17 protein-coding genes, 4 tRNA genes and 1 pseudogene are annotated in these 26,346 nt (G+C 63.1%); 9 read left to right on the top strand and 13 right to left on the bottom strand.

Going from position 1 to position 26,346, the window contains the following annotated elements; genetic code table 11:
• Positions 1-7: 7 nt before the first annotated feature.
• On the bottom strand, positions 8-739 hold the full coding sequence (locus E2583_RS01985) for an SDR family NAD(P)-dependent oxidoreductase (protein WP_291592699.1): 732 nt from the start codon (positions 737-739) through the stop codon (positions 8-10).
• A gap of 224 nt (positions 740-963) precedes the next feature.
• Positions 964-2,439 carry a short-chain fatty acyl-CoA regulator family protein gene (locus E2583_RS01980; RefSeq protein WP_291592697.1) on the bottom strand — a complete coding sequence of 492 codons (1,476 nt, stop codon included), beginning with the start codon at positions 2,437-2,439 and terminating at the stop codon, positions 964-966.
• Positions 2,440-2,609: 170 nt separating this feature from the next.
• On the opposite strand from E2583_RS01980, the gene prpC reads away from it, so the two are divergent.
• From prpC to prpF, 4 genes are all read left to right on the top strand, one after another.
• Entirely contained in the window at positions 2,610-3,815 is a 1,206-nt protein-coding gene (gene prpC / locus E2583_RS01975; protein ID WP_291592695.1) for a 2-methylcitrate synthase, read from the top strand.
• A gap of 13 nt (positions 3,816-3,828) precedes the next feature.
• Positions 3,829-4,272 (top strand): GntR family transcriptional regulator, encoded by a 444-nt coding sequence (locus E2583_RS01970; protein ID WP_291592694.1) that lies wholly within the window; start codon positions 3,829-3,831, stop codon positions 4,270-4,272.
• A gap of 65 nt (positions 4,273-4,337) precedes the next feature.
• Positions 4,338-6,965, top strand: coding sequence for a Fe/S-dependent 2-methylisocitrate dehydratase AcnD (acnD, locus tag E2583_RS01965; protein WP_291592692.1), 2,628 nt, complete (start codon positions 4,338-4,340; stop codon positions 6,963-6,965).
• A gap of 193 nt (positions 6,966-7,158) precedes the next feature.
• Positions 7,159-8,352, top strand: coding sequence for a 2-methylaconitate cis-trans isomerase PrpF (gene prpF, locus E2583_RS01960; RefSeq protein ID WP_291592690.1), 1,194 nt, complete (start codon positions 7,159-7,161; stop codon positions 8,350-8,352).
• A gap of 50 nt (positions 8,353-8,402) precedes the next feature.
• Here prpF and E2583_RS01955 read toward each other — a convergent pair whose 3' ends face one another.
• Positions 8,403-9,350, bottom strand: a complete 948-nt coding sequence (locus E2583_RS01955) for a sensor domain-containing diguanylate cyclase (RefSeq protein ID WP_291592688.1) — start codon at positions 9,348-9,350, stop codon at positions 8,403-8,405.
• A 193-nt stretch (positions 9,351-9,543) separates the two neighbouring features.
• Positions 9,544-11,553: a propionate catabolism operon regulatory protein PrpR gene (prpR, locus tag E2583_RS01950; RefSeq protein ID WP_291592686.1), complete on the bottom strand. Its 2,010-nt coding sequence runs from the start codon at positions 11,551-11,553 to the stop codon at positions 9,544-9,546.
• A gap of 183 nt (positions 11,554-11,736) precedes the next feature.
• On the opposite strand from prpR, the gene E2583_RS01945 reads away from it, so the two are divergent.
• The 3 genes from E2583_RS01945 to E2583_RS01935 all read left to right on the top strand — a co-directional run bounded on the left by E2583_RS01945 (position 11,737) and on the right by E2583_RS01935 (position 14,767).
• The gene (locus E2583_RS01945; RefSeq protein WP_291592684.1) at positions 11,737-12,711 is read left to right on the top strand and encodes a tripartite tricarboxylate transporter substrate binding protein; all 975 of its coding nucleotides are present in this window, start codon (positions 11,737-11,739) and stop codon (positions 12,709-12,711) included.
• A 74-nt stretch (positions 12,712-12,785) separates the two neighbouring features.
• Positions 12,786-13,778, top strand: coding sequence for a tripartite tricarboxylate transporter substrate binding protein (locus E2583_RS01940; protein WP_291592683.1), 993 nt, complete (start codon positions 12,786-12,788; stop codon positions 13,776-13,778).
• Between the two features lie 128 nt (positions 13,779-13,906).
• Positions 13,907-14,767 carry an isocitrate lyase/PEP mutase family protein gene (locus E2583_RS01935; RefSeq protein WP_291592681.1) on the top strand — a complete coding sequence of 287 codons (861 nt, stop codon included), beginning with the start codon at positions 13,907-13,909 and terminating at the stop codon, positions 14,765-14,767.
• A 755-nt stretch (positions 14,768-15,522) separates the two neighbouring features.
• On the opposite strand, the gene E2583_RS01930 is transcribed toward E2583_RS01935, so the two are convergent.
• Positions 15,523-16,089 carry a TetR/AcrR family transcriptional regulator gene (locus E2583_RS01930; RefSeq protein WP_291592738.1) on the bottom strand — a complete coding sequence of 189 codons (567 nt, stop codon included), beginning with the start codon at positions 16,087-16,089 and terminating at the stop codon, positions 15,523-15,525.
• Positions 16,090-16,239: 150 nt separating this feature from the next.
• On the opposite strand from E2583_RS01930, the gene E2583_RS01925 reads away from it, so the two are divergent.
• Both E2583_RS01925 and E2583_RS01920 read left to right on the top strand, forming a co-directional pair.
• Entirely contained in the window at positions 16,240-17,457 is a 1,218-nt protein-coding gene (locus E2583_RS01925) for an MFS transporter (protein ID WP_291592679.1), read from the top strand.
• A gap of 152 nt (positions 17,458-17,609) precedes the next feature.
• Positions 17,610-19,232, top strand: a pseudogene (locus tag E2583_RS01920) (5-methyltetrahydropteroyltriglutamate--homocysteine S-methyltransferase); the annotation flags it as partial.
• A 158-nt stretch (positions 19,233-19,390) separates the two neighbouring features.
• Here the strand turns inward: E2583_RS01920 and E2583_RS01915 are convergent.
• From E2583_RS01915 to E2583_RS01880, 8 genes are all read right to left on the bottom strand, one after another.
• Positions 19,391-19,464, bottom strand: a tRNA-Cys gene (locus E2583_RS01915).
• A gap of 16 nt (positions 19,465-19,480) precedes the next feature.
• A tRNA-Gly gene (locus tag E2583_RS01910) sits at positions 19,481-19,556 on the bottom strand.
• Positions 19,557-19,613: 57 nt separating this feature from the next.
• Positions 19,614-19,689, bottom strand: a tRNA-Gly gene (locus E2583_RS01905).
• Positions 19,690-19,798: 109 nt separating this feature from the next.
• Positions 19,799-22,213, bottom strand: a complete 2,415-nt coding sequence (lon, locus tag E2583_RS01900) for an endopeptidase La (RefSeq protein ID WP_291592677.1) — start codon at positions 22,211-22,213, stop codon at positions 19,799-19,801.
• Positions 22,214-22,365: 152 nt separating this feature from the next.
• Positions 22,366-23,628, bottom strand: a complete 1,263-nt coding sequence (gene clpX, locus E2583_RS01895) for an ATP-dependent Clp protease ATP-binding subunit ClpX (protein ID WP_291592675.1) — start codon at positions 23,626-23,628, stop codon at positions 22,366-22,368.
• A gap of 176 nt (positions 23,629-23,804) precedes the next feature.
• Positions 23,805-24,413 (bottom strand): ATP-dependent Clp endopeptidase proteolytic subunit ClpP, encoded by a 609-nt coding sequence (clpP, locus tag E2583_RS01890; RefSeq protein ID WP_291592673.1) that lies wholly within the window; start codon positions 24,411-24,413, stop codon positions 23,805-23,807.
• A gap of 133 nt (positions 24,414-24,546) precedes the next feature.
• Positions 24,547-25,857 (bottom strand): trigger factor, encoded by a 1,311-nt coding sequence (tig, locus tag E2583_RS01885; RefSeq protein ID WP_291592671.1) that lies wholly within the window; start codon positions 25,855-25,857, stop codon positions 24,547-24,549.
• 344 nt (positions 25,858-26,201) lie between these two features.
• Positions 26,202-26,288 (bottom strand) — tRNA-Leu (locus tag E2583_RS01880).
• Between the last annotated feature and the right edge of the window lie 58 nt (positions 26,289-26,346).

Here is a 26,346-nt window from a genome sequence, read left to right as displayed (position 1 = left end):
TCTCTCCTTACAAGAAGGCGCTGCCGCCGTTGACCGCCAGGTTCTGCCCCGTGACAAAGCCGCTGTCGTCGCTGGCCAGAAACACCGCCACCTTGGCGATGTCTTCCGGCTCGGCCATTCGGCCCATGGGCACGCCGGCAATGATGGTGTCGGCCCATTCCTGGGGAATGCCCTGCATCATGGGCGTGTTGGTGGGGCCAGGAACCAGGGTGTTCACACGGATCTTCCTGGAGGCCAGCTCCTTGGCCATGCCACGGGTCAACCCCATCAGAGCCGCCTTGGAAGCACAGTAATGCGCGGGACCGTCACCGCTGACTGCCGAGGTGCTGGAGATGTTGACGATGGCTCCGCCCTTGCCTTGCTGCATGTGCCTGACCGCCGCACGGGCGCAGTAGAACGCGCCGTTCAGGTTCACGCCGATCACGCGCTCCCAGGTTGCGTCGGGAATATCGGCAAACTGGTCTACCGAACCCACGCCGGCATTGTTCACCAGCACGTCGACAGCGCCCAGCCTTTCGCGGATCTCGACAAACAGCGTGTCGACCGCTGCGCTGTCAGCCACGTTGACGGAACGGGCCAGGTGCTGGCCATCCTTGCCTTCCAAAGTCTGTCTGGCAGCTTCACCGTTCAGGTCCACGGCCACCACGGTCGCCCCCTCATCGGCAAAGCGCTGTGCAATCGCACGCCCCATGCCCTGGCCTGCTCCCGTGACCACGGCCACTTTTCCTGCTAAACGCATTGTTGTCTCCTGGTTGATGTGCAATCAAAACGTGAAGACAGCGTAAAAAGAAATCTGCCTGCGCCCATCGTCCAACAAGACTAAGCAAATTGGCGCGCATCGCGACTGCATCAACAGCTTCAGCGCCAGACGGCATGGCGCTCCACCGAGTTTCTGTGGCGTTGGATCAGCGGGCTCCATCCATCTCGCCGCAGCGGCCTCGGCCAGGCTTCGCAGGCATGCCTCTAACCGCCATAGGGCACGAAACCGCTCTCGTTTTCATTGACCTTGAGAGGGGCAGCCACATAGGGAAAGGCGCGTTGCGGGCAAGCGCCGCGCTCACAGACCTTGCAGCCCATGCCGATGGGAGTCGCAGCGGCGGTATTGCGCAAATCCATGCCTTGGGAATACACCAGCCGTGCTGCATGCTGCAAGTCACAGCCCAGGCCGATGGAAAAGGTCTTGCCCGGCGCTCCCCACCCCGGGCCCCCATGGCTGATGGTGCGGGCCACCCACAGGTAGATCCGCCCGTCGGGCATGCTGGCGAGCTGGGGCACGATGCGTCCCGGCTGGGCAAAGGCCTCGTACACGCCCCACAACGGGCAGGTGCCGCCGGTCTTGGAGAAGTGGAAATGCGTGGCCGACTGGCGCTTGCTGATATTGCCTGCCCGGTCCACACGAATCAGGAAGAACGGCACCCCCGGTGCATCGGCGCGCTGCAGGGTGGAGAGGCGATGGCAGACGGTCTCGAAGCCCACGCCGAAACGCCTGGCCAGCAGGTCGATATCGTAGCGCAGGCCCTCGGCAGCATGCAGGAACTCGCCATATGGCAGCAGGAACGCCCCTGCCACATAGTTGGCCAGTCCCAGCCGCGCCAGCCGCCGCGTGGCCTCGTCCTGCCAGGGCGCGCCGCGCAGCTCCGTGGCGATCAGCACATCAAACTCCAGCAGCGCCAGCTGCGTGGCCAGCTGGAATGCCTGCTGCATGGGACTGAGCTGCGCTGCCACATGCAGGGTGCGTGTGGCCGCATCGTAGCGCCTATGGCTGCCGGCCGTCTCGGCGCTTCGCGCAGGGGCGCGCAGGACCTGTACCCCATGCCGCGCCAGCAGCCGGTCTTGCAGCCAGTCCTGCAGATGAGCACCTTGCTCCGCGGCCTGCCGAGCCAGTGATTCGGCCGCCCGATCGAGCCCATCGAAATAATTGCGGTGGGCAAAAAAGAAGTCCCGTACGGTCTCGAACGGCATCTGGCGCGAGGGCTCGGTCAGCAAGCCGCTCAATGCCTGCTTGCCCTTGACGGCGCCACCTGCATCCTGACCGGCACGGCTGTCACCCAGATGGGCGCTCAAGGCTTCCAGCCGCTGGGCATCGGCCAGGTGGCGCCGGTGCATGGCCAGCAGTGTCTGTGCAATCTGTGGCAGCCTGGCCGCAACCTCGCGCAGCTCGGGCAGCGGCACCGCACCTGCGGTCAGAGGCATGGCTGCCACCGCATCGCGCAGCTGCGCCAGCAGGCGAGCTTCCTCATCCTCTGAGAACTGCTGGATATCGACGCCCAGAACCTTGTGAATCCTGAGCAGCACGGACACCGTGAGCGGACGCTGATCCTGCTCGATCTGGTTCAGGTAACTGGGTGACAACTCCAGTGCCTGTGCAAGCGCAGCCTGCGTCAGCCCACGTTCGGCGCGCAGGCTGCGCAGGCGTACGCCCATGAAGGTCTTGGCCATTGGCTTGCTCCTTAAATGTCGCCCTGGAAATTCGCAAAATTCGCAAACATATGGATTTTTCTTCACATATGTTCGCCAATTCAGCTATGTACGCCAACAAAACAAATGCGTAGATTGCGAAGTATCGCAGACCATGCAGCGTCCGAAACCACCACTTCAAGGAGACACCCATGCACACCGCAACCACGGCATCGGCCACCGCAAGCCGTGCCAGCCAGCAGATTCCGACAAGCACCTCGGCCGGTTTCACAGCCAAGAAATCGGTTGCCCTGTCTGGCATCACGGCAGGCAATACCGCGCTTTGCACCGTGGGCAGGACCGGCAACGACCTGCACTACCGGGGCTACGACATCCTGGACATTGCCGAGGTCTGCGAGTTTGAAGAGATCGCCCATCTGCTGGTCCACGGCAAGCTGCCCACGCAGGCCGAACTCAAGGCCTACAAAGCCAGGCTCAAGGCTCTGCGCAGCCTGCCCGGCAGCGTGAAGACGGCGCTGGAGCAACTGCCCGCCGCCAGCCACCCCATGGACGTGATGCGCACCGGTGTCTCGGCCCTGGGCTGCGCGCTGCCGGAAAAGGACGACCACAGCCTTGCGGGCGCACGCGATATTGCCGACCGCCTGATGGCCAGCCTGGGCTCCATGCTGCTGTACTGGTATCACTTCAGCAACGCGGGCCGCCGCATCGAAGTCGAAACCAGCGAGGACTCCATCGGTGGGCACTTTCTGCATCTGCTCCATGGCGCCCCCCCCTCCCAAAGCTGGGTGCATGCCATGCATACTTCGCTCAATCTGTATGCCGAACATGAATTCAACGCATCCACCTTCACGGCCCGCGTGGTGGCCGGCACGGGCAGCGATATGTATTCGGCCATTACCGCTGCGGTTGGCGCACTTCGCGGCCCCAAGCATGGCGGCGCCAACGAGGCGGCATTCGAGATCCAGAAGCGCTATGACAGCCCGGCCGAAGCCGAGGCCGACATTCGCCGCCGCGTGGATGCCAGGGAGGTCGTGACGGGCTTTGGCCACCCGGTCTACACCGTGAGCGACCCCCGCAATGCCGTCATCAAGCGCGTCGCCAGAAAACTGTCGGAGGAAGCCGGAAGCACCAAGCTGTACGACATTGCCGCGCGCCTGGAGTCGGTGATGTGGGAGGTGAAAGCCATGTTCCCCAACCTCGACTGGTTCAGTGCCGTCAGCTACCACATGATGGGCGTGCCCACTGCCATGTTCACGCCGCTCTTCGTGATTGCGCGCACCAGCGGCTGGGCAGCCCACATCATCGAACAGCGACAGGACAACAGGATCATCCGCCCCAGCGCCAACTATGTGGGCCCGGACGACCTCCAGTTCGTTCCCATCGAAGCCCGCGAGTAAGCCTTTGCGCACCATGCCTGCCCAGCCCATTCAAGTCCATTCCTTGTGCATTGCCATCGCCGACAAGCTGCGCGAGCGCATTCTGAGCCACCGTTTGCCGCCCGGCTCGGACCTCAACGACGGCGCACTGGCGAGGGAGTTCGGCGTGAGCCGCACTCCCGTGCGCGAGGCCATGAAGCTGCTATGCCATGAAGGCCTGCTCACGGCCCTGCCCCGGCGCGGGTTGAGCGTCACCCGCCTCAGTGCCGCCCAGCTGGCAGAGGCCTGCCTGCTAAGCCGCTTGCTGGTCGGGCATCTGGTGCAGCAACGGCAGACGCCTGCCGCCTGCACGCAACTGGGCGAACAATTGTTGCGCGTGTCCCTGGCGCGGCTGCAGCTGGCGCTGGGCTCGCAACGGGCCAGCCAGGCTTTCATGTCCGCGTCGGGGACAGCCGGCATTGCTCCAGTGAAGCCCTAGTCCCCGCAGTGCTGCCGCCTCAGCTCCGACCCGCCCCCTTGATGCCCCGAGAGGCCCCCGAGACCATGACCCACCATCCCTACCGTCAACCCTTGCCCGGAACGGCGCTGCATTACTTCGACGCCCGATCTGCAGTCGAGGCCATACGCCCCGGCAGCTGGAACACACTGCCCTATACCAGCCGCGTCCATGCCGAAAACCTGGTGCGCCGTTGCAACCCGGCCATTCTGGACGAATGCCTCGTGCAGATCATCGACCGCAAGCGCGAGCGCGACTTCCCCTGGTTTCCGGCCCGCGTGGTCTGTCATGACATCCTGGGCCAGACTGCTCTCGTGGATCTGGCCGGCCTGCGCGATGCGATTGCCAGGCAAGGCGGCGACCCCGCCGCCGTCAATCCCGTAGTGCCCGTGCAACTGATCGTGGACCATTCGCTGGCCGTGGAGTGCGGCGGTCACGATCCCCAGGCCTTAGAGAAAAACCGCGCCATCGAAGACCGGCGCAATGAGGACCGCTTTCATTTCATCGCATGGTGCCAGCAGGCCTTCAAGAATGTGGAAGTGATTCCGCCAGGCAACGGGATCATGCATCAGATCAATCTGGAGCGCCTGAGCCCTGTGATCCATGCTGTCGATGGCGAAGCCTATCCGGACACTCTGGTGGGCACCGACAGCCACACGCCACATGTCGATGCACTGGGAGTGATCGCCGTGGGCGTGGGCGGACTGGAAGCCGAGAACGTGATGCTGGGCCGCGCCTCATGGATGCGCCTGCCCGAGATCGTGGGCGTGCAGCTCACGGGCAGGCGGCAACCCGGCATCACCGCCACCGACATCGTGCTGGCCCTGACCCAATTCCTGCGCCGGCAGAAAGTGGTGGGCTGCTATCTGGAGTTCCATGGCGAAGGCGCGCGCAGCCTCTCCATCGGCGACCGCGCCACCATCTCGAACATGGCGCCGGAATATGGTGCCACGGCCGCCATGTTCGCGATTGACGAGCAGACGATCGCCTATCTGCGCCTGACGGGGCGCGAGCCCGCCCAGGTGCAGCTGGTGGAAACCTATGCCAGACAGGCCGGCCTGTGGGCGGACAGCCTGGAGCATGCCGAATACGAACGTACGCTGGGCTTTGACCTGTCCGCCGTCGTGCGCAGCATGGCTGGCCCCTCCCATCCGCACGCCCATCTGGCAACCCGCGAACTGACAGCCCAAGGCATTGCCGGTGAATGGACGCAGACCGAGGGCCAGATGCCCGATGGAGCGGTCATCATTGCCGCCATTACCAGTTGCACCAATACCAGCAACCCGCGCAATGTGATCGCAGCCGGTCTGCTGGCGCGCAACGCACGCAATCTGGGCCTGGTGCGCAAGCCCTGGGTCAAGACCTCTCTCGCCCCCGGCTCAAGGACCGTGCCGCTCTATCTGCAGCAGGCGGGCCTGCTGCAAGACCTGCAGGCACTGGGCTTCGGCGTGGTGGCCTTTGCCTGCACCACCTGCAACGGCATGAGCGGCGCTCTCGACCCCGCCATCCAGCAGGAAATCGTGGAACGTGACCTCTGCACCACGGCCGTTCTCTCGGGCAACCGCAACTTCGACGGCCGCATCCACCCCCACGCCAGACAGGCTTTCCTGGCTTCGCCGCCCCTGGTCGTGGCCTATGCGATTGCGGGTACCATCCGCTTCGATATCGAGAACGATGTGCTGGGCATCTTCCAGGGCCGGGAGATCCGTCTCAGGGACATCTGGCCCAGCGACGAGGAAATCGATGCCGTGGATGCGGCTGCCGTCCAACCCGAGCAGTTCCGCGCGGTCTACGAGCCCATGTTTGCCATCCGCTCAGACCAGGGCGAAAAGGTCGATGCACTCTATGACTGGCGCCCGCAAAGCACCTACATCCGCCGCCCGCCCTACTGGGAGGGCGCGCTGGCCGCCAAGCGCACGCTGCGCGGCATGCGCCCTCTGGCCATACTGCCCGACAACATCACCACCGATCACCTCTCGCCGTCCAACGCCATCCTGATGGACTCGGCTGCCGGCGAATATCTGCACCAGATGGGCCTGCCGGAGGAGGACTTCAACTCCTACGCCACGCACCGCGGCGACCACCTGACCGCACAGCGCGCCACCTTTGCCAACCCCAAGCTCTTCAACGAAATGGTGCTGGACGAGCAGGGCAAGGTGCGCCAGGGCTCTCTGGCCCGTGTCGAGCCCGAGGGCCGGGTCATGCGCATGTGGGAAGCCATCGAAACCTATATGCAGCGCAAGCAGCCGCTGATCATCATTGCCGGAGACGATTACGGTCAGGGCTCTAGCCGTGACTGGGCTGCCAAGGGCGTGCGCCTGGCCGGTGTGGAAGCCATCGTGGCCGAGGGCTTCGAACGCATCCACCGCACCAATCTGATCGGCATGGGGGTGCTGCCGCTGCAATTCCCGTCCGGCACAAGCCGCCATACACTGGCGCTGGATGGCACCGAGAGCTTCGATGTCATCGGCCGGCGTCAACCCCGGGCCACGCTTACACTTCTGATCCACCGCACGACGGGTGTCCGCATCGAGATAGCGGTTCTGTGCCGTCTCGATACCGCGGAAGAGGTCTCGATTTACGAGGCCGGCGGCGTGCTGCAGCGCTTTGCCCTGGACTTCCTGGAGCAAGGCACCGCAGCCGCCCCCGCGTCAGCGGCGGAACTGGTGCGCTAGCGAGCAGCTATGGGCCAGGCATGCCTGCGGGTTGTGACCTGCCCCGGCAGTTCATCGCCCGCATCCGGCCCGGATCAGCGCCTGGGGTCCGGACAAGAGGCTGCTTCGCGCTGCGCTCCGCCAGGCCTGTTTCACGGGGTCAAGGTGCAAGCCCTGGCTTGAGCTTTGCCCCCTCCTGTTTGTCAGCCATTCCATGTCTTTCACATCGCAAATCCGCATTCCCGCCACCTATATGCGCGGAGGCACCAGCAAAGGGGTGTTCTTCAACCTGCAGGATCTGCCCCCAGCGGCCCGGCAGCCCGGCCCCGTTCGGGACGCCATCTTTCTGCGCACACTGGGCAGCCCAGACCCCTATGGCAAACAGATTGACGGCATGGGCAATGCCTCATCCTCCACCAGCAAAGGCGTGATCCTCAGCCAGAGCGCCAGCGCCGATCACGATGTCGACTATCTGTTCGGCCAGGTCTCCATCGATCAGCCTTTGGTGGACTGGAGCGGCAACTGCGGCAACCTGAGCGCTGCCGTCGGCCCCTGCGCCATTCACATGGGTCTGATTGCCGCCGACCGGATTCCGCACGACGGCGTGGCCACCATTCGCATCTGGCAAGCCAACATCGGCAAGACCATCATCAGCCATGTGCAGATCCGCGACGGCCAGGTGCAGGAAACCGGGGACTTCGAACTTGACGGCGTGACCTTTGCCGCTGCCGAAGTGGCCCTGGAGTTCCTGGATCCTGCCGATGAAGGCGAGGATGGCGGCGCCATGTTCCCCACCGGCAATGTTTGCGACGAACTGGATGTGCCCGGCGTCGGCCGCTTTTCCGCGACCCTCATCAACGCCGGCATTCCGACCGTCTTTCTCGATGCTGCAGAGCTGGGGTACACCGGCTGCGAACTGCAGGAGGCCATCAACGGCGACGGCCCCGCACTGGCCAGGTTCGAGGCCATCCGCGCCCACGGTGCACTCAGGATGGGCCTGATCAAGGATCTGGGTGAAGCCGCCACACGCCAGCACACGCCCAAGATCGGCTTTGTGGCGTCTGCGCAAAGCTATATCGCATCGAGCGGCAAAGCCATTGCCGCCGAGGACATCGATCTCGTGGTGCGGGCGCTGTCCATGGGCAAGCTGCACCACGCCATGATGGGCACAGCAGCCGTCGCCATCGGCACGGCTGCCGCCATTCCGGGCACGCTGGTCAACCTCGCGGCGGGCGGGGGCGAGCGCCAGTCCGTGCGCTTTGGCCATCCCAGCGGCAGCCTGCGTGTGGGGGCAGAAGCCAGGAGCGAGCATGGCCAATGGCAGGTCACCAAGGCCTTGATGAGCCGCAGTGCCCGCATTCTGATGGAAGGCTGGGTACGGGTGCCGGCCGAGGTGCTGCAGGCCTGAACCGGGTGTTGCCCTGCCGCCCGCCTGCGGCGTGCAGGCAGCGGCAAGGCTCAGTCGATCAAGGTCACGCTTTCTATCCGGTGGCGGCCTTTGTTCTTGGCCGCATACAGCTGCCGGTCCACCGCCTCGATGAAGCCGGCAGGTCGAATATGCTCTGCCGGCAACACCGTGCCCGCGCCAATGCTCACGGTCACCCTCCGGCCATGGGGCGACAGCGCATGCACGATGGACTGCTTCTGGATCAGCCGCTGGCAGCGCTCGGCCACTTTCTGCGCGGTTTCGGCATCGGCTTCGGGCAGCAGCACCACGAACTCCTCGCCCCCATAACGCGCCACCAGATCACGCTGCCCGTCCAGCGCCAGACTCAGGGTCTGGGCAATATCGACCAGGCATTTGTCGCCCTGGATATGGCCGTACAAATCGTTGTACTGCTTGAAGAAGTCAACGTCGAACAGCAACATGGACAGCGGCTTGCCCTCGCTGCGCGCGCGCTCCCATTCCCGCCCGAAACTGGTATCGAAGCAGCGCCGGTTGGCAATGCTGGTCAGACCGTCCCTGAAGGAGAGCACTTCCAGCTCCTTTTGCAGGCTCAGCAGTCTTTCCTCGGTCTTCTTGCGCTCGCTGATGTCGAACATGAAGCCGATCAACGCTTCAGCCTCGCCTTGCGCATTGCGCACGACATGGACCACATCGCGAATCCAGACGTAGCCGTTGTCCTTGGTCAGGGCGCGATAATCTGCCTCATGGTCCACGCCCGCCTGGGACTGGCTCACGCAGAAATTCACCACATATTCGCGGTCCTCGGGGTGCATGCGCATGGCCCAGTCTTCGACGCTGACCCAGCTGTCGCGACTCCAGCCGAGCAGACTCTCGATCTGCGGGCCGATATAGGCGAACTTCATGGTCGCCCAGTCAATCTTCCAGGGAATGGCCCTGGTGGACTCCAGCAAGGTTCTATAGACCGTGCTCTCGCTCTCCAGCTCGCTCACATCGGACATAAGCCGTCTATCTCCCGATCCCCATCGATGAACCCCGGCCTGCCCTGTGGTCAATCCCCGACCTTGCCGCCTCCGGTCCTCCAGACCCTCAAGGCCCGAGGCTTGCAGGAGATTGTTGCGCCGGATGCCAGATTTCAGGCCACGCGACCCAGCCATTGGCTGAAATACCACGCGTGACCGCGCAGCGCTGAGGCTAGGCCTTCATGCGGCGCCACAGCGTGGCCCGGCTGATGCCGAGAATCTCGCAGGCCTGCCGCTGATCGCCGTTGACCGACTCCAGCACCTCGCGCAGCCGCTTCTGCTCGGCCAGTCTGCGCGTGTCTCTGAGCTGCACTCTGCGGGCCGCAGCCGGCTCGTCCAAGGCCAGCCCGTCGGCGCACTCCGGGAAGACTTCAAGCAGGCGCGCCATGTCCAGAAGGCCTCCCCGGTCCGGGGCCAGATAGTCGCTGCAGGCCAGCAGACGCTCCACCCAATTGTCCAGCTCACGCACATTGCCGGGCCAGTCATGCCCCGCAGCTCTGGCAAGCAACGCATCGAGCTGATGCTCCTCCCTGTCATGCAGTGTGCGGGGCAGCCGGTTTGCAGCGCTCAGGCGCTGAGCCAGCATGGAGCGGCCCAGTTCCGCAATGTCGTCGGCACCACGCATTCGCAGCGAAGGCGTGTCCAGGCGCAGCACTGCCAACCGGTAATAGAGATCGCGCCGGAAATGACCGCGATCCACCAGATCCGCCAGATCCGCATGGGTGGCGGCAATCACGCGGACATCCACAGGAATGGGGGTGGTGGACCCTACGCGCAGCACCTCGCGCTCCTGCAGCACGCGCAGCAGCCGCGACTGCAGCGCAAGCGGCATGTCGCCAATTTCATCGAGAAACAGGGTCCCGGTATGTGCGGCCTCGATCAGCCCGGTCTTGCCTCCGCGCCTGGCCCCGGTGAAAGCCCCTTCTTCGTAACCGAATAGCTCGCTCTCCAGCAGGCTTTCGCTGAGCGCTGCGCAGTTGACGGCCAGAAAAGGCTGCTCCGCACGCCGCCCCGCACCGTGGATGCCCTGCGCCACCAACTCCTTGCCGGTCCCGCTTTCGCCGAGGATGAGCACCGTGGCATCGCTGTTCGCGTACTGCCTGGCCAGCTGACGCACGCGCTGGGCCGCAGCGCTGCGGCCCAGATAGTCATCGATGCGCCAGCGCACGGCCGAGGCTCTTTGCCGCTGGCTGGCACGCAGGCTTCGATCGGCGCGCTGGATGACGGCGGGATCGCGGCAGACCAGCAAGGCGCCGGTCACCCGCCCGTTCTCCACAATCGGCGCACGCCTCACCACCAGGGTACGCAAGGCCAGTTGCACCACCTCTTCGCCGCCCTCCTCACCGGCCAATGCCTGGACCAACCCCAGAGCCGGGGCCACCTCGTCCAGCAGGCGGCCATGCAAGGCTTCCAGCGGAGCCCCGAGCAGGGACGCCATGCGCGGGTTCAGCGCACAGATGCGGCCGCGCTCGTCCACGGCCGCCACCCCGTCCTGCAACTGATGCAGCACGGTCTCCAGGAGTTGATGCCGGTCGCGCTCTGCGCGTCGATGGCGGGCCAGCAGCATGGCGTCGCTGAGCGCCTGACGCACCGAAATATCGGAATACAGCAGCACGCTGGCCATGCCCGCCTGCTCTGCCAGGTCCGCCACCAGACCTGGCGCCACCACAGCCCCCACGCCCGCAGCCTTGAGCTTTTGCACGCAGGCCGGGGCATCATGCGGCCCCTGGTAGGCGAACTGCACCAGACCCAGGCCGAACAGGCTGTCGAACTGGGCCACCACGGGCGACGGTACCTCGAAGTTGACCAGGCCCACGCGCGGGGCTTGCTCCGAGGTCTGCAGCTTGGCCTGGCGCAGCGCCTGCAGCAGATCCAGGCCGCGCACTTCGACCATGGCCAGCGGCATGTCCACGCGCTCGCGAATCCAGGCACCACTGGCCCCTGCACCGACCAGGGCGTCGATCGGCTGGCGCAGATTGAGCGCCTGCACCTGGGTCACCGCATCGTCGAAGGAGGCCGAGATATGCGAGAACCTGGCCTCGCCCGACCAGGGCTGTGCCAGCCTCTCCAGCACCCGCCCCACACGGTAGCGGCCTACGGTCACGATATGGGGAAGATGCTGCCGGCCGGCTGCCGGCACAGGCTTGACGCCAGAGCCCTGCAACAGTGATGTTTCATTCATGAAAGAAATTATTTCATCAATGAAATCCACTCAATACACAAGCCCTGCCACCTGTGGCGCAACACCCCCCGAAACCCAATGATTTCAATCACTTGAGTCACCAAGGGTTTACCCCTGGACCTGCTGGCACGCTGCTTGCGCTCACAGGCCATACCCCGATGAATGGGGATCCAGGAGATACCGATGTTTTTGAACCGCCGCAATCTTGTTCTACAGGCCTTGGCTTTGTCCGTTATGGCCCCCGCAGGACTGGCCCAGGCTGCCGACTGGCCTGCGCGCCCCATTCGCCTCGTGGTGCCGTTCTCGGCTGGCGGAGCCAATGACTTGATGGCCCGATCGGCCGCCGAAGGCGCCTCCAAGATCCTCGGTCAGCCCGTGGTGATCGACAACCGTCCAGGCGCGGGCGGCACCGTGGGCGCCGATATCGTGGCCAAGGCCCAGCCCGATGGCTATACGCTGCTGGTCAGCGCAGCCGGCGTCATCTCCAACAGCATGATCAAGAAGACCATGCCTTTCAAGGATGATGCCCTGCAGCCCGTGGTGATGATCGGTCTGGCACCTTCGGTGATCGTGGTGCCCAAGAACGCGCCCTACAACAATCTGCGCGACTTCGTCGAAGCCTCGAAGAAGGGCGCAGGCTTCAACTTTGCCACCGCCGGCACGGGCAGCACGCCGCACTTCGTGGCCGAGATGCTGAATGTGAAATACGGTGCCAGGCTGCAGCCCGTGCCCTACAAGAGCGGCTCGGAGAGCACCACGGCCGTGCTGGGCGGCCAGGTCGAAGGCACCTCGGAAGCCAGCATCATCGCGCTGCCGCACATCATTCACGAGGGCAAGTTCAAGCCTCTGGCCACGACCTGGACACAGCGCATCTCGGCCTACCCCCAGCTCTCCACTGCTGTGGAGCAAGGCTTTGCCGATCTGCAGATCGCACACTGGGCCGGCATTCATGCACCCAAGGGCACGCCACCCGCCATTCTGGACAAGCTGGCAGCCGCCGTGGACAAGGCCATGAAGGAGCCTGCCACCGTCGAGAAGCTCAAGGGACTGGGCATCGAGCCGGTCGGCGGCACACGCGCGGAATTCGTGAAGTTTGCCGATGCCGAGCGCAGGCGCCTGGGCGAGATCGTCAAGGCAGCGCATATGCAGGAAAAGTAGGCAGATTGAATAACCTAGCAGCCAGCGCATTGACCATGTGCGCTGAAACCGAAAACAGTACTGAGAGCTGATTCATGATTTCCCGTAGAAACGCCTTGCTGCGCGCCACTGCCTGCGCAGCCGCCTTGCTGGGCGGCTCCTCTGCCGCGCTGGCCCAGGGGTCCGAAGCCTGGCCCACCCGCACCGTCAAGCTCATCGTGCCCTATGCGGCAGGCGGCTATGCCGATACCCGCGCACGCCTGATTGCCGACTCGCTGGGCAAGGTGCTGGGCCAGCCTGTGATCATCGACAACCGCGGCGGTGCCGGTGGCGTGACGGGCACGGATGCCATCGCCAAGGCCAACGACGGCCACACCTTCGGCTTCGGCTCGCCCGGCCCCCTGGTCACCAACCCCATGCTGATGAAGAAGATGCCTTATGACGCCAGGACGGCGTTCAAGCCCATCATCCTCATCGAGCAGGCCCCCCTGTTTCTGACCACCGCTCCCAACCAGCCCTTCAAGAGCGTCCAGCAACTGCTGGCCCATGCCAAGGCCCAACCCGGCGATCTGACCTATGGATCCTCGGGCGTGGGCGGGGCTCACCATCTGTCGGGCGAGCTGCTGGCCTACCAGACCCAGACCCAGCTGACCCACGTACCCTACAAGGGCGGCTCGCTGGCAGCGTCCGACCTCATGGGCGGCCATCTGGCCATGATGTTCGAGATGGGATACTCGGCACTGCCTTCGATCAAGGCCAGGAAGATCAATGCCCTGGCCGTTTCCAGCAAGACCCGCCTGTCCGTGCTGCCCGAGGTACCCACGCTGGACGAAGCCGGGGTCAAGGGCTTTGAGTCCTACAACTGGCTGGGCATGATTGCGCCGGCCGGCACGCCCGACGCCGTGGTGACCCGGCTCAATCAGGCCGTCAACGAGGCGCTCAAGAACGACAAGTCTCTGCGCCAGATGATCGAAAGCAGCGGCGGTCAGATCATGGGCGGCACGCCCCAGGCCTATGGCAAATACCTGGAAGCCGAGCGCGCCAAGTGGGGGCCTGTGATCAAGAACGCGAATATTTCGCTGGACTGATCGCCCTGAGCCGCTGGTCAGCCCTGTTCGCGCGGCGGCTGCAGACCGGCTGCGCCCTGCCTCGTCAAGGCAGACCGCCGGAGGCGTCCGGCAGACATGCATCAGAGTCTTTTTCATCAGGAAATCTCATGAATCCCAAGCAACAACTCAAGGCCCTCGCCGATGCCCGCCGTGGCGTCATCGTGCCCGGAGCCTTCAACGCCATGTCCGCGCGGCTGATTGCCGACCTGGGCTTTGAAGCCATCTATGTGACCGGTGCCGGCGTGACCAATATGTGGTTCGGCATGCCCGACCAGGGCTTTATGGGTCTCAGCGACATCGCCGACCACACCGCGCGTATCCGAGACGCCGTGGAGGTTCCGCTGCTGGTCGATGCCGACACCGGCTTCGGCAATGCCGTCAACACCTACCATGCCGTGCGCACACTGGAGCGCGCCGGTGCCGACTGCATCCAGCTCGAAGACCAGGTCAGCCCCAAGCGCTGCGGCCATTTCAACGGCAAGGCCGTGATCGAAACCGGCGAAATGCTGGGCAAGATCAGGGCCGCAGTCGATGCGCGCCGCGACAGCGGCACGCTCATCATGGCCCGCACCGATGCCGCCGCCGTCCACGGCTTCGAAGCGGCCATCGAACGCGCCCATCAATTCCAGGAAGCCGGTGCCGACATCCTGTTTGTCGAAGCCGTCACCCAGGCCGAAGAAGTACGCGCCCTGCCGCAACGCCTGCAAGCGCCCCAGCTCATGAACATGGTCATCGGCGGCAAGACGCCGATCTTCAACGCCGACGAGCTGGGCGGGCTGGGCTATGGCTTTGTGCTCTATGCCAATGCCGCACTGCAAGGGGCCGTGGCCGGCATGCAGAAGTGCCTGACGCTGCTGCGCGACGACCACAAGGTGGACGAAGACCCCGCCATCGTCGCTCCGTTTCTCGAGCGCCAGCGCCTGGTGAACAAGGATTTCTGGGACGGGCTGGAGCGGAAGTACCAATAACGCTCCGGTGCAGTCCTGACATCTGGAGGGCGTGCAGCGCTTGCCCTCACGCCCTGCACGCCGTATTTTTCTGAGAGCTTCCAGCAAAGCGGACGCACCATGGTCCGAAGGGCGCGGACCGGATCTCCCACAAGCCAGGCCAGCACGCGATGGGCCGGCCCGACCAAGGCCGCTGCCTGCCGTCAAGCGGGGCCGAAACCAGCAGGGGGATCGCGTCAAGCCGCGCTCACTACCGGCGCGAAGCAAGTGGCCCTATGGAGTGCCTGACTGCGCTCTCTCGCGGGCCGCCAGCGCATTCCGATGACCATGATCGCGTTAGAGGCATGCGACCTGTTTCAGCTGTCTTCTGCCACGCAGGCGATCGAGAATCTGGAGGCCGCGCGTGACCGGTTTTCCGCCGGTTTTCCTGATCGATGGATAGCAGGACGCAGTTCCCTGAATCTCCTGTGCAATTGCCGTGCGCAGTTTCAATGGCCGGCCAAGCAATCCCGCGCCGGAAGCGCCTGGTTCCGGAAGATGCCTGGACAAAGAACGCATTGCTGCTGACCCACCAGGATTGCCCTGGATGGCACTCGCCTTGCAAGGAGCGCGCCCTGCCTGGCAAGCCGTGTCCAGACTGCAGCGGATGCAGCACCGGTTCGACGCCCTTCAAGCCAGCCCCAGACCTTCAGCCATCCTTCAGATGGTCGTCAAAGCCCCCGCCCACGAAGCAGCGCATGGCCGGCCTCAGCTTGGAGTCTCACCCTGTTGCCGGCTCAGGCCGCCTTCCATCCCTGCAGCATCAGATCCAGCGCCTGCAAGGCCTCGTCCAGCCGCTGGGGCGGCGCTCCCTCCTCCGCAATCCAGAAGGCTGCTTCGATCAGGCAGCCGTTGAGCAGCCTGGCCAGGGCCGGCGCACTGGCATTCACGATGACGCCCCGGTCGATGAGCTCCTGCAAGAAGGTGGCAATAAATGCTATGCATCGCTGGTGCTGCTGACCCTGGTCTGTACCGGTGAGCACAGAGCGCGCATCCTGCAGCACGATGCGGCGGATCTCGGCCTCCTGCGCCATGCTCAGATAAGCCCGGCAATAGGCGAGAAAACCCTCCCAGGGATCGGCATGGGCCTTCAGGACACGCTCCAGCCGCTGGTCCATCTCCTCGTCCATCTGCGCCACCACGGCCGCCAGCAGGCCGGGCTTGCCGCCAAAGTGATGGTAGAGCGCGCCACGCGTCAGGCCCGCCTGCGCGGTCAGATCGTCCATGGAGGCCTGGGCGTAGCCACGCTCGGCAAAAGCGCTGCGCGCTGCACCGATCAGCTTGGCCCGTGTGGCTTCGATCATGCGGGCACGACTCTGGCGAACATGGGTCACTGCAAACTCCAGGCAATATTCACATACAAAGCGTATGCCAATCATACGCGCCAGACCCCAGACTCCTAGAATGTCACTCGCATACACAGTGTATGTAAATAAATCTGAGCAAGGGTTTCCATGTTGAATGCTTACCGACAGCTGTTCGCCGCGCCGGGCAGTAAGGGCTTTGTGCTGGCCGGTCTGCTGGCGCGACTGCCACTGTCGATGACGGGGATCGGCCTGATCACCATGTTGTCCCAGCAGCGGGGCGCCTACACGCTGGCAGGCATGGTGTCGGCCTGTTTTGCGCTCTCGATTGCCGTGCTGGCCCCGCGCATCTCTGCGCTGGTTGACCGCTACGGCCAGTTCAAGGTGCTGCCGTTCGCTGCCGCCAGCAGTGCGCTGTCCATGCTGGCGCTGCTGGCCTGTGCCCACTGGCAGGGGCCGGACTGGTTGCTGCTGCTGCTGGCTGCTGCCGTGGGCAGCCTGCCCAGCATGCCCGCCATGGTCCGCGCGCGCTGGACGGCAATCTACGGCGGCACGCTCCAGTTGCAGACCGCGTTTGCGCTCGAAGGCGTGCTCGACGACCTGGCCTTCATCGTCGGGCCGCCGCTGTCGGTGGGCCTGAGCATGTTGTTGTTCCCCGAGGCCGGGCCGCTGGCGGCGGCGCTGTTCCTGGTCATCGGTGTCGGCCTGTTCGTGGTGCAACGTCGCACCGAACCACCCGTGATCCCGCCTGCCAGCACGGAAAAAGGCCGGGTTTCGTCGATGCTGCGTCAGCCTGTGGTGCGCACGCTGGCGCTGTTCATGCTGGCGCAAGGCGTCATCGTGGGCGTGATCGATGTCGCCAGCGTGGCGTTCGCCACGGCTCAGGGCCAGCCCGGCATGGCCAGTGTGGTGCTGTCCTTCTATGCACTGGGCTCCTGCGCCATGGGCTTGCTGTTCGGCACGCTGCGCCTGCAGATGCCCCTCAGCCGCCAGATCGTCTGGGTCGGTGCATCGGTCGCCATCTCCGCACTGCCCCTGCTGCTGGCCAGCAACCTGACCGCCCTGACGCTGGCCGTGCTGCTGGCAGGCATTACCTTTGGCCCGACGATCACGGTGGCCATGGGCCTGGTGGAGCAGCAGGTCGCAGCCAACCGCCTGACCGAAGGCATGACCTGGCTGCTGACGGGCCTCGCCAGTGGTGTGGCCCTGGGTGCCGCCGCCGCAGGCTGGCTGATCGACCACTGGGGGGCACAGCAATCGTTTGTGCTGACGCTCCTCGCGGGCGGCGCCATGTGGCTGTGGGGCGTGCAGGCCGGCCGGCAAGCCGACCGGGTATCGCCCACGGGCGTTACCGTGATCAACATGTGAATCTGCCGCCATCGCTTGTTCAGCGATCGATCACCGCCCTCCTTCAAGAGCCTTTCCGCGTGGGGGGCGGTAGCCGGCAGAGCCAGGCCCGGCGCTCGTGCCAGCGCCATAAAGGCCTGCAGACAGTCGGTATGCAGCTCTGCCTTGCGCGCCCCCAGCTGATTGGCAATCCCCTTGCCGAACTGCTGGATGCGCTGGCAGCCCGGGGCGTGGAATGGGTGCAGACGGACGAGCCCATCCTGGGCACCGAGCTTGATGCCGACTGGCAACATGCCTTCAACACCGCATACCACCACCTCAAGAGCTGCGGGATCAAGCTGCTGCTGGCGACGTATTTCGGCCAGTTGGCCGAGAACAGGTATCTGGCAGCGAGCCTGCCAGTCGCCGGTCTGCACATCGATGCCGTCAACGGCTAGGACGATGCGCAGCAGCTGCCGGGTCTGCGGCCCGCGCACAAGGTGTTGTGCCTGGGCGTGATCAACGGCCGCAATATCTGGAAACCGACCTGTCTGCCGTGCTGGACCGGATGGTACCGCTGGCCGAGCGTCTGTGGAGGGAGCTATCGTGCTCCCTTCAGCATGTGCCCGTGACTCTGAACTGTGAACAATCCCCGGATGCCGACATCAAGTCCTGGCCGGCCTGCGCGCTGCAGAAACTGGATGAGCTGCGCGGGCTGGACAAGGCTTTGCGTCACGGACGGACTGCATCAACGCCGAACGGGACGACAACGCCGCCGTTGTGGCCGCTCGCCGCAACTCGCCCTGCGTCCACAACACGTTGGTGCAGGCTGCCGTCAAGCAGATCAGCGCAGGGCTGGGCAAGCGCCGCAGCAACTACGGCGTGCGCCCTGCAAGCCCGACAGCTGAAGGCTCTGGTGCTGGACGTGCTGGCCGAACGCAACGACATGGTCGAATATTTCGACGAGCAGCTCGACGGCTATGCCTTCAGTCAGTTCGGCAGGGTCCAGTCCTATGGCTCACGCTGCCTCAAGCCGCCCATCCTGTTCGGCGACATCCCACACACCAGGGCAATGACGACAGAATGGATACTGTCCGACCAGTCCTTGACGTGCAAGCCCGTGAAGGGCATGTTGACTCACCATCCCGAGCTGGTCATTCGTGCGTGACGACCAGCCGCGCTCCACATCCTGCCATCCGCTGGCACTGGAGATTCGTGCAGAGGTTCGGGATCTGAAAAGAGCCGGCCTGCGCGTGATCCAGATTGACGAAGCCGCGCTGCGCGAAGGCCTGCCGCTGCGCAAATCCCGATGGAGGAAATACCTGTTCTGGGCCATGGAGGCATTCCGGATCAGCGCCAACGCGTTGCCGATGGAACCCGGATTCACACCCATATGTGCTATTCGAAGTTCAACGACATCATCGCTGCGATTGCAGACATGGACACCGACGTGATCACCCCGGAGACTGCGCGCTCGGACTTGAAGTTGCCGAAGACCTTCGAACACTTCGAATATCCCAACGAAATCGGCCCGGGCGGCTATGACATCCACTCCAGCAGCATCCCCGACAGGGCAGACATCGTGCAGCTCATGCAGCAAGCAGCGCATTCCTGCCGAACGCCTCTGGGGCGACCCCGACTGCGGCCTCAAGACACGTCAGTGGGCCGAGGTGATTCCTGCCCTGCGGCAAATGGTGGAGGCTGCCAAGACATTGCGCCAGAGGATCAAGCTGGCCGAGCCCGTCCGAGCGCAGTCATCGCTCCCGCCTTCTCCGATATGCCCAGGACATTGTCCCGGGCTTTTCAGGGCGAGATGAAGAGAACTTCAGCCGCCGACGTTGCGAAGTTCGCCGCAGATGCGGCAGCCGCAGCCAAGACCTGCGGCGGTGCATGACACATGCTCGTCACCTTGATGCCCGGCGCACAAGACAAAAAGCCCTGCAGACTTTCATCTGCAGGGCTTATGCCACAAGTCTGGAGGCGCGAACCAGAGTCGAACTGGTCTAACCGGATTTGCAATCCGGGGCATAACCGCTTTGCTATCGCGCCGCTATCACAAAAAACCTGGAGCGGGAAAACGGGTTCGAACCGTCGACCTATACCTTGGCAAGGTATCGCTCTACCAACTGAGCTATTCCCGCATTCAGAAAGCTTTCGCTTTCCGATGCGAACCTGTATTGCTACAGGCTCTGAAAACCTGGAGCGGGAAAACGGGTTCGAACCGTCGACCTATACCTTGGCAAGGTATCGCTCTACCAACTGAGCTATTCCCGCATAACCACCGAAGCCCAACATTGTACAACGTCGTTTGCTGCGATGGATGAATTGTAGCGCAGTTCTGAGCCCTCTCAGAAAAAACGCCACAATTTTCACAAAACAGGCATCAATGCTTGATGGCAGCTTCGACCGGCTTGGCATCGGTGGCCGCCACGGCGGCTACCGTTTCCTCAGACAAAGGGTCGGGCACACGCTCCAGGGCCACCTTGAGAACCTGGTCGATCCACTTCACGGGGACGATTTCCAGACCGCTCTTCACGTTATCGGGAATGTCCTGCAAGTCCTTGACGTTTTCTTCGGGAATGAGCACGGTCTTGATACCGCCACGCAGAGCCGCCAGCAGCTTTTCCTTGAGACCGCCAATCGCCGTGACTTCGCCACGCAAGGTGATTTCGCCAGTCATGGCCACATCGGCACGCACGGGGATGCCCGTGAGCGCCGAGACAAAAGCCGTCGTCATGGCCGCACCGGCGCTGGGACCGTCCTTGGGTGTGGCACCGTCGGGCACATGCACGTGGATGTCCTTTTTCTCGAAGGCTTCATCCTTGATGCCAAGCAGGCGAGCGCGGCTGCGCACCACGGTACGGGCGGCCTCCACCGACTCCTTCATCACATCGCCCAGCGAGCCTGTGCGGGTGATGACACCCTTGCCGGGCATGGTGGCGGCTTCAATGGTCAGGAGATCCCCGCCGACTTCGGTCCAGGCCAGACCCACCACCTGCCCCACCTGATTGGCATGCTCTGCGCGTCCATAGCTGAATTTGCGCACCCCCAGGTAGTCGTTCAGGTTGTCGGCATTCACCTCCACCTTGGGCTGGAGCTTGCCGAGCTGCAAACCCTTGACCACCTTGCGGCAGATCTTGGACAGCTCGCGCTCCAGCGAGCGCACGCCCGCTTCACGGGTGTAGTAGCGCACGATGTCGCGGATCGCGGCTTCGGTCACCTCCAGCTCGCCTTCCTTCACACCGTTGTTGGTGAGTTGCTTGGGCAGCAGGTAGCGCATGGCGATATTGGTCTTTTCGTCTTCGGTATAGCCAGACAGACGAATCACTTCCATGCGGTCCAGCAGGGCCGAGGGAATGTTCATGGAGTTGGATGTCGCCACGAACATGACGTCGGACAGATCGAAGTCGACCTCCACATAGTGGTCACCAAACTTGCTGTTCTGCTCAGGATCGAGCACTTCAAGCAGCGCGCTCGAAGGATCGCCGCGGAAATCCATGCCCAGCTTGTCGATTTCATCCAGCAGGAACAGCGGATTGCGCGTACCGACCTTTTCCAGGCTCTGCAGCACCTTGCCGGGCATGGCACCGATATAGGTACGGCGGTGGCCACGGATCTCCGCCTCGTCACGCATGCCGCCCAGCGCCATGCGCACGTACTTGCGACCCGTGGCCTTGGCGATGGACTGCCCCAGCGAGGTCTTGCCCACGCCGGGAGGTCCGACCAGGCACAGAATGGGCGCCTTGACCTTGTCCACACGCTGCTGCACGGCAAGATATTCAAGGATGCGGTCCTTGACCTTTTCCAGGCCGAAGTGATCTTCGTTGAGCACTTCTTCGGCATTCGCCAGGTTGTGCTTGATCTTGGTCTTCTTGCTCCAGGGCAGGCCGGTCAGCACTTCGATATAGTTGCGCACCACCGACGCTTCTGCCGACATGGGCGACATCAGCTTGAGCTTCTTGAGCTCGGCCTCGGCCTTCTTGCGGGCCTCGGCAGGCATCTTGGCGAGCTTGATCTTTTTCTCGATCTCCTCAATGTCGGCACCATCCTCGCCCTCACCCAGCTCCTTCTGGATGGCCTTGACCTGCTCATTCAGATAGAAGTCGCGCTGATTCTTCTCCATCTGGCGCTTGACGCGGCCTCGGATGCGCTTGTCGACATTGAGGATGTCTACCTCGCGCTCGAGCTGTTCGAACAAATTTTCCAGGCGCTCCTTGATGTCCACCAGATCCAGCACGGCCTGCTTGCTCTCCAGCTTCAGAGGCAGGTGCGCTGCGATGGTGTCCGTCAGACGGCCGGCATCGTCAATGCTGGCGATCGAGGTCAGGATCTCCTGGGGAATCTTCTTGTTGAGCTTGACATACTGATCGAACTGCTGGGTCACCGCGCGGCGCAGCGCTTCGATCTCGCTTTGCTCATGGGCGTTGTCATCAGCTTCCACAGGCGTCACGGACGCGGTGAAATGAGACTCTTCGTCGGTGACCTGCTTGACCAGAGCGCGCTGCTGGCCCTCGACCAGCACCTTCACGGTGCCGTCGGGCAGCTTGAGCATCTGCAGGATGGTGGACACGCAGCCCACATCAAACATGTCCTCCGCTGCAGGCTCGTCCTTGGAGGCCGTCTTCTGCGCCACCAGCATGATGCGGCGATCGCCTTCCATGGCCAGCTCCAGAGCCTTGATGCTCTTGGCGCGCCCCACAAACAGCGGAATCACCATGTGCGGAAACACCACCACATCCCGCAGGGGCAGCAGTGGCAGATCCAGCTCGGTGGAAGGCAAAGGGGTTTGTCCAGACATAGGTATCCTCGGTTTATCAGCGGAAGATGGTCCGCCTACCGGTGTATTTCAACCCCTGCGTGCAAATTGTTTTTGCCACCGCAGGGGCATTGCCTTTCCGTCTCAAGCAGCAAGGCGCCCCTTGAAGAAGCACCTTGCATGCAATCACAGTATCAGGCCTTTTTGGCCGCTTCGCGGTAAACCAGCAGCGGCTCCTTGCCGTCTTCGATGGTGGCCTCTTCCACCACCACTTTTTCCACGTTCTCTGCGGTTGGCAATTCGAACATGGTGGTGATCAGCGCCTGCTCGACAATGGAGCGCAGTCCACGGGCACCGGTCTTTCGGGCCAGCGCCTTGCGAGCAATCGCCTTCAGCGCAGCCGGGCGGATTTCCAGCTCCACGCCTTCCATGGCCAGCAGCTTGCTGTACTGCTTGACCAGTGCATTCTTGGGCTCGGTCAGGATCTGCACCAGCGCCTCTTCGCTGAGTTCGGCCAGGGCCGTCACCACAGGCATACGGCCGACCAGTTCAGGAATGATGCCGAACTTGATCAGATCTTCAGGCTCGATCTCGAGGAACATCTCCGAGATGGAACGCTGCTTCTTGCTCTTGACGGTCGCGCCAAAGCCGATACCCGAAGCCTCGGTGCGGTTTTCAATGACCTTCTCCAGTCCCGCGAACGCGCCGCTGCAGATGAACAGGATATTCGTGGTGTCGATCTGCAGAAAGTCCTGATTGGGGTGCTTGCGCCCTCCCTGCGGCGGAATGCTGGCCATCGTGCCTTCGATCAGCTTGAGCAGCGCCTGCTGCACGCCCTCGCCTGAGACATCACGCGTGATGCTGGGGTTGTCCGACTTGCGGGAGATCTTGTCGATTTCGTCGATATAGACAATGCCTCGCTGAGCGCGCTCGACATCGTACTCGCAGCTTTGGAGCAGCTTCTGAATGATGTTCTCGACGTCTTCGCCCACATAGCCAGCTTCGGTCAGGGTGGTGGCGTCGGCCATCACGAAGGGCACATTGAGCTGACGCGCCAGCGTCTGCGCCAGCAAGGTCTTGCCCGAACCCGTGGGGCCGATCAGCAAGATGTTGCTCTTGCTGAGCTCCACATCGTCCTTGCCGGCCTTGTCCTTGTGGTTCAGTCGCTTGTAGTGGTTGTAGACCGCCACGGCCAGCGTGCGCTTGGCCTGTTCCTGGCCAATCACGTAGTTGTCGAGATTGGCCTTGATTTCGGCAGGCGTAGGCAGATCGCCCCGGCCTTCCTTGGCATCGGCGGCAGGCTGTTCGTCGCGAATGATCTCATTGCACAAGTCGATGCACTCGTCGCAGATGAACACGGACGGGCCGGCGATCAGCTTTTTGACCTCGTGCTGGCTTTTGCCGCAGAAGGTGCAATACAAATTCTTTTCGGTGGAAGAGCCTTTTTTATCGGCCATGGGGGCTGTGCCTCGTTACGAAAAAACGAAAATTAATGATAACCAAAGACAAGGCGGCGCAGCCCTTCAGGGACAAACGCCGCCGAGCAGGTCCCGGGAGCCGGTCAGCACCTCCCAGGAATTTCATTGCCTGCACCCTCGAACCCAATCAGACAGGGGCCTGGGTGCTATGCATTTCACGAACGCTTGCTGATGACCTGGTCAACCAGGCCATAGTCCTTAGCCTCGTCGGCGGAAAGGAAATAGTCACGCTCGGTGTCGTTCTGGATCTTTTCCAGGGGCTGGCCGGTGCGCTCGGCCAGAATCTTGTTCAGGCGTTCGCGGGTCTTGATGATTTCGCGGGCATGGATTTCAATTTCGGTCGCCTGACCACGGGCACCGCCCAGCGGCTGGTGAATCATCACCTGGGCATTGGGCAGCGCATAGCGCTTGCCCTTGGCTCCAGCCGAGAGCAGGAAAGCGCCCATGCTCGCTGCCATGCCGGTGCACAGTGTCGAGACGTCGGGCTTGATGAAGTTCATGGTGTCGAAAATCGCCATGCCGGCCGTCACGCTGCCGCCGGGAGAGTTGATGTAGAAGGAAATATCCTTGTCAGGATTTTCGCTTTCCAGGAACAACAACTGGGCGACCACCAGGTTGGCAGTCTGATCGTTGACCTCGCCCACCAGGAAAATCACGCGCTCCTTGAGCAGACGCGAATAAATGTCGTAGGAGCGCTCACCGCGACCCGACTGTTCAATGACCATGGGCACCATGCCCAAACCCAATGTATCCAATGCGCTCATGTTTTCTCCAGTGCTATGCGCCTACTGTAGCCGCATTCTGAAAAGAAAATGGGGCTTGCGCGCAAAAGCACAAGCCCCGCAATTCAAGTTATCGGAACTCACCTAGGGCAAGCACCGATAGAAGATCCGGCTCTCAGGCCTGGCCCATCAGCTCGTCGAAGGAAACGGCCTTGTCGGTGACCTTGGCCTTGCCCAGAACGAACTCGGTCACGTTGTTTTCGATCACAACGGCTTCCACTTCGGCCAGACGGTTGCGGTCGCCAAAGTACCAGCGCACCACGTCTTCGGGCTTCTCGTAGCTGGAGGCCAGCTCCTCCACGTGCGCCTTGATCTGTTCGGCAGTGGCCTGCAGGTTGTTGGTCTTGACCAGCTCGGCCACCACCAGGCCCAGACGCACGCGGCGCTCGGCCTGGGGCAGGAAGATGTCTTCAGGGATTTCAGCCTTGGCTGCATCCTTGATGCCGCGCTGTTCCAGTTCGGCGCGCGCGCCTTCCAGGAGACGGCCCACTTCAGCCTGCACGGAAGCCTTGGGCAGATCCAGCTCGGCCACGGACACCAGAGCGTCCATCACCGCCTGCTTGTTGCGGCCCTGAACGCGGAACTTCACTTCACGCTCCAGGTTCTTCTTGATGTCGTCGCGCAGGGCTTCAACGGAGCCGCCTTCCACGCCCAGAGTCTTCACGAACTCTTCGTTCACTTCGGGCAGGTTGGGAGCTTCCACCTTCTTGACGGTCACCAGGAAATCGGCTGTCTTGCCGGCCACGTCCGCGCCGTGATAGTCAGCGGGGAAAGCCAGGGGGAAAGTCTTGGACTCGCCGGCCTTCATGCCACGGGTCGCGTCTTCGAACTCCTTGAGCATCTGGCCTTCGCCGACCAGGAACTGGAAGTCTTCTGCCTTGCCGCCCGAGAAAGTCTCGCCGTCGATCTTGCCTTCGAAGTCCACGGTCACGCGGTCGCCGTCCACGGCAGCTTCACCGGCTGCGCGCTCGGTGAAGGTGCGACGCTGCTTGCGCAGAATGTCCACGGTCTTGTCGATGGCGGCTTCGTCCACGCTGGTGGACAGCTTTTCCACCTCCGCAGCCGTCAGATCGCCGATCTTGACTTCGGGCATGACTTCGAACACGGCCTCGAATTGCGCTTCGCCTTCGGGGGCACCTTCCTTTTCGGTGATCTTGGGCTGACCGGCAACGCGTAGGTCGGCTTCGTTGACAGCAGCGGCAAAAGCCTCGCCCACCTTGTCGTTCAGCACTTCGTATTGCACGGAGTAGCCGTAACGCTGAGCCACAACGCTCATGGGCACCTTGCCAGGACGGAAGCCGTCCATCTTCACCGTGCGCGCCACCTTCTTCAGGCGGGCATCCACTTCGGACTGGATTGCCGACAGGGGCACGCTCAGCGTGATCTTGCGCTCGAGCTTTTCAAGAGTTTCAACGTTAACGGCCATGATTTTTCCTAAGAGGGATGAGGACCGTGCAGATTGACTAACAACCCGCACCGTGTTGCGCAAAGTCACAGTGCGCGCACGCCCGGGATCGCCTGGGACATGCGGCACCACAAATTTCCAGAGCCTGCCCCGGTCATTGGCACCCGCGTCTGGCGCCGGGCATTTGTTCAATTCAGGAACAGGCGAAGCCGACCATTATAACGAGGCGCCGCGCAGGCTCCGCCATCGCCCTACAGGGGTTTGCCTTAAAAGCTGACACCGCAGCTGCACAGCAGGGGCCGGGAAAAGAAAAAGCCCGTAACGGCTTGGGGTTACGGGCTTGGGCAGCAGAGAGTGCCTGTATCTGGTGCGCGGAGCCGGACTCGAACCGGCACGGTGTTGCCACCGTCAGGACCTAAACCTGGTGCGTCTACCAATTTCGCCACCCGCGCGGTCAGCAATGCGCAAATATACGCTTGCCGAGGTCAAGGCGCAGATTCTAGCCGCAAA

It is taken from the genome of Comamonas sp. (genome assembly GCF_009360615.1).
In the GTDB taxonomy this organism is placed as follows: Bacteria; Pseudomonadota; Gammaproteobacteria; order Burkholderiales; family Burkholderiaceae_C; genus Comamonas.
The sequence above is the reverse complement of the archived record's forward strand: the minus strand, read 5'-3'. Positions and strand labels throughout refer to the sequence as shown.